2 protein-coding genes are annotated in these 3,618 nt (G+C 72.9%); both read right to left on the bottom strand.

All coding sequences use genetic code 11. The features are described 5' to 3' along the window. A partial coding sequence (locus tag ACSNOK_RS31740) for an MFS transporter (RefSeq protein WP_436784250.1) occupies positions 1–1,636 on the bottom strand: 1,636 nt, incomplete at its 3' end. 106 nt (positions 1,637–1,742) lie between these two features. Then, positions 1,743–3,440, bottom strand: a complete 1,698-nt coding sequence (locus tag ACSNOK_RS31735; protein ID WP_436784249.1) for a class I adenylate-forming enzyme family protein — start codon at positions 3,438–3,440, stop codon at positions 1,743–1,745. Positions 3,441–3,618: the final 178 nt, after the last annotated feature.

Raw genomic sequence — 3,618 nt, 5'->3', positions numbered from 1 at the left:
CCCCCCCGGCCGCCGCGGCGGCCCCGGCCGGCCCGCCGCGCAGCCACACCAGCGCGACGACGGCGGAGAGCAGACCGATCCCGGCGGTCACCCACATGGTGGTCTGCAGGGCGTCGAGGAAGGCGTCCGACGCCCGGTCGAGAATGGTCCGGGCCGACCGGACCGCCGGCAGCAGCTCCCTGAGCTCCGCCTGCGAGGCCGCGTCCCGGGCTCCTTGGAGCTCCTTCGCCCGGGCGACCGCCTCCTGGAGCGCCCCCGCCGTACTCCCGAGGGAGTCGCCGGCCTGGTCGCGGACGGAGGCGGGCAGCGGGTCGGTGGCGTCGCCGAGCTTGTGCCGGTACACCGCGCCGAGGACCGCGCCGAGCACGGCGATGCCCAGGGCGCTGCCGACGTGCCGCGCGGTGTTGGCGAGGGCGCTGCCGGCGCCCGCCTTCTCCTCGGGGACCATGGCGACGGTCGCCGCCATGGCCGCGGAGAACGCGAGGCCGAAACCGAGTCCGCCGATGAACTGGGACGCGCCGAACCGCCAGATGGGCGTCGACGCGCCGAGCAGGCCGATCAGCCCCAGCCCCACGGACATCAGCACCGCGCCCGCCGCGATGGCCGAGGCGGCGCCGATCCGTTTGACGAGGGCGTCGCTCACCCCGGCGCTGATCATCGAGCCGACGGCGAGCGGCAGCATCAGCAGCCCGGAGTCCAACGGGCTGTAACCGCGCAGGATCTGGAGGTAGAAGACGACGACGAAGCTGGCGCCCATCGCGGTGAAGAAGATGACCGCGAGCGCGCCGGAGCCCGCCGCGAACCGCGGCCGGCGCAGCAGCCCGAGGTCGACGGCCGGGTTGGCGGCCCGTCCCTCCACCTTCGCCAGGACGGCGTAGAGCACGACGCTCGCGACCAGCGGCACCCAGACGACCGGCTCCGCGAGGGTGGAGCGTTCGCCGCCCTCGATGATGCCGAACACCAGGGCGCCGGTGGCCGCGGTGGAGAGCAGGACGCCGGGGAGGTCGATCCGGGCGGTGCTGTTGCCGCCGCGGTTCTCCGGCACGCAGAAGACGATCAGGCCGATCGCCACCAGCACGAACGGCACGTTCACCAGCAGGGCGGAGCCCCACCAGAAGTGCTCCAGCAGGGCGCCGCCGATGATCGGGCCGGCCGCGATGCCCACGCCGGCCGCTGCCGACCAGAGGCCGATCGCCTTGGCCCGCTCGTGCCGGGGCACGGCGGTGGTGATCACGGCCATGGTGCAGCCGGGCACCACCGCGGCGCCGACGCCCATCGCGGCGCGCCAGCCGATGAGCTGGCCCGCGCTCCCGGACCACGCACCGGCCGCGGAGACCAGGGCGAAGAACACCAGCCCGGCAACCAGCACCTTGCGCCGCCCGTAGCGGTCGCCCAGCAGTCCGGCGGTGAGCAGCAGGGCGGCGAAGGTGAGCGTGTAGGCGTCCATCGACCACTGGAGCGAGGCGTTGGAGGCGTCCAGGTCCTTCTGGATGGAGGCCAGTGCCACGGTCAGGACGGTGTTGTCCATGACGGCGATGAACATGCACAGCGACATCGCCCCGACGATCAGCCACCTGCGGGGCTGACCGGCCTCCGGGGATCCGGTGGCCGTACCGCTCTCGGTCTCGGTTGTCATCTTTCCTCTCAGCGGGTCGGCCGGACGGACGGCACGGTGCGCGGGAAGCACGGAAACGGGAAGGGGAGCCCGCGCACCACGCCCTCGCGGCCGGTTGACGTGACCGCTACGTCCAGGTGCCGTAACCGATGCCGTCGGCGTCCTTGAGCAACTGCTCGCGGAGCATGACGCGGCGCACCTTCCACGTGGCGGTTCGGGGGAACTCGTCCCACCGGATGTGGATGGGCTCGGCCATCTCCGGCAGGTCCGCGGTGGCCGCGCGCCACTGCGCCTCGGTCACCGGCTGGTCGAACTGGGAGCTGTAGACGGGCTGCGGCTTGCCGCCCGCGACGGCCAGGATGATGACCTCGGTGGTCCGGGGCAGCCGGTCCAGCAGCACGTCCTCGATCTCCAGGGCGCTGGCGCCGGGGATCCGGTCGACCTCGCGGTCGATGAGCCGGACGGCGCCGATGCGGTTGATCACCGCCATGTCGCCGAGGTTCCACCACTCGCCCTCGCGCTTGAGGTCGTGCCGCTCCTTCTCGCCGACGTAGGTGAGGCAGCGGCCCGGCGCCGAGAACTGGATCAGGCCGACCTCGCCGCGGCGCACCGGGCTGCCGGTGTCCGGGTCGACGGCGCGCACCTTGCCGAAGCCCGGGACGGGCCACCCGAGGATCTGGGTGGGCGGCGGCCGGTGGCCGCGCCGCTTCACCGAGCCGCGCAGGTACGGGCGGATGGCGACGGCGCCGGCCTCGGTCTGGCTCCAGGACTGCACCCAGACCGGCAGCTTCCGCTCCGTGGCGGCGAGGAAGGTGCGCACGGTGCGGGTGTGGATGGCGTCGAAGGAGTTGACGAAGACGCGCACGTTCTGGAACGGCTTGGCCGGGTCCTGCGCCAGCTCCTCCCAGGCGAGGAAGGCGTTGGGCAGCGTCTCGACGAGCGTCGGCTTGTGCTCGACGAGCAGCTCGCGGACGACCGGCGACAGCGGGTCGGACATCATGACGAGCTTCGGCGCGACGGTCGCCAGCGGCAGCAGGCCGGTGATGATGCGCTGGTGGGAGTACGGCTCGCAGAACGCGACGGTGTCGTCGTCCCGCAGCCGGAAGAACGGCCACCGCTCGGCCTCGACCAGCCCCAGCGAGTACAGCGACTCGGCCGAGTGCAGGACGAGTTTGGGGACGCCGGTGGTGCCCGAGGTGTGAGTGATGACCATCGGCTCTTCCCAGGCGCGGAGCCGGGGTTCGACGACCGGGCCGCCGCGCAGCCCGTCGAAGGAGACGACGTCGGGACGGTCCTCGGGGGCGTCGTCGACGACGGCCGTCTTCTCGGTGAGCTCGGCGACGGTCTCCTTGTCGAGGCCCATCCGCCCCAGCGCCTGCCGGTCCGTGATCAGGAAGGGCTTCTCCAGCCGGCCGAGCATCACCGCGAGCGTGCGCGCGTCGTGGTGGTCGGTGATCAGCGCGGGGACGGCGCCGATCCGCGCGGCGGCGGAGGCGAGCAGGGCGACGTCGAGGTGGTTGCGCTTCACGACGGCGACGCGGTCCCACTCCCGTACGCCCAGGGCGTGGAGGCGGGACGCGAGGTCGTCGACGAGCGCGGCCCACTGGAGGTAGCTGCGCTCCAGCGGGCCCTCGCGGTCGACGTCGGGGGCGCGGTCGACGATGACCGGGTTGCGGGGGTGGCGCTGGGCGGCGAGGTGCCAGACCTCGCCGATGCGGCCGGTGATGGGGACTCGGGAGAAGGGGGTGAGGCGTTTGCGGTAGCGGGTGGGGGCGTAGTCGGTGAGGAACGCTGGGCGCTTGGCCTTTGTTGTTTCTGCGGTCATTGGGTCCACCTGTGGTTGTGAGTGAACGTTGCTGTGGGGGGTGTTGGGTGCCCCTGTCCCGCCCTTTCACCGTTTCCTGGGGCTGTGCCCCAGACCCCCTGAGCGCGCCTGCGGCGCGCGTCCTCAAGCGCCGGACGGGCTGAGTTCCGCGCTCGGGCGCGCTGTCCAGCCCGTCCGG

Source organism: Streptomyces sp. URMC 126 (genome assembly GCF_051386555.1).
Taxonomy (GTDB): domain Bacteria; phylum Actinomycetota; class Actinomycetes; order Streptomycetales; family Streptomycetaceae; genus Streptomyces.
Note: the sequence above shows the minus strand (reverse complement) of the source record. Positions and strands in the feature narration are given on the sequence as shown.

Coding starts and splice junctions, on each gene's coding strand:
- ACSNOK_RS31735 (WP_436784249.1), bottom strand. CDS start 3,440: ATGACCGCAGAAACAACAAAGGCCAAGCGCCCAGCGTTCCTCACCGAC.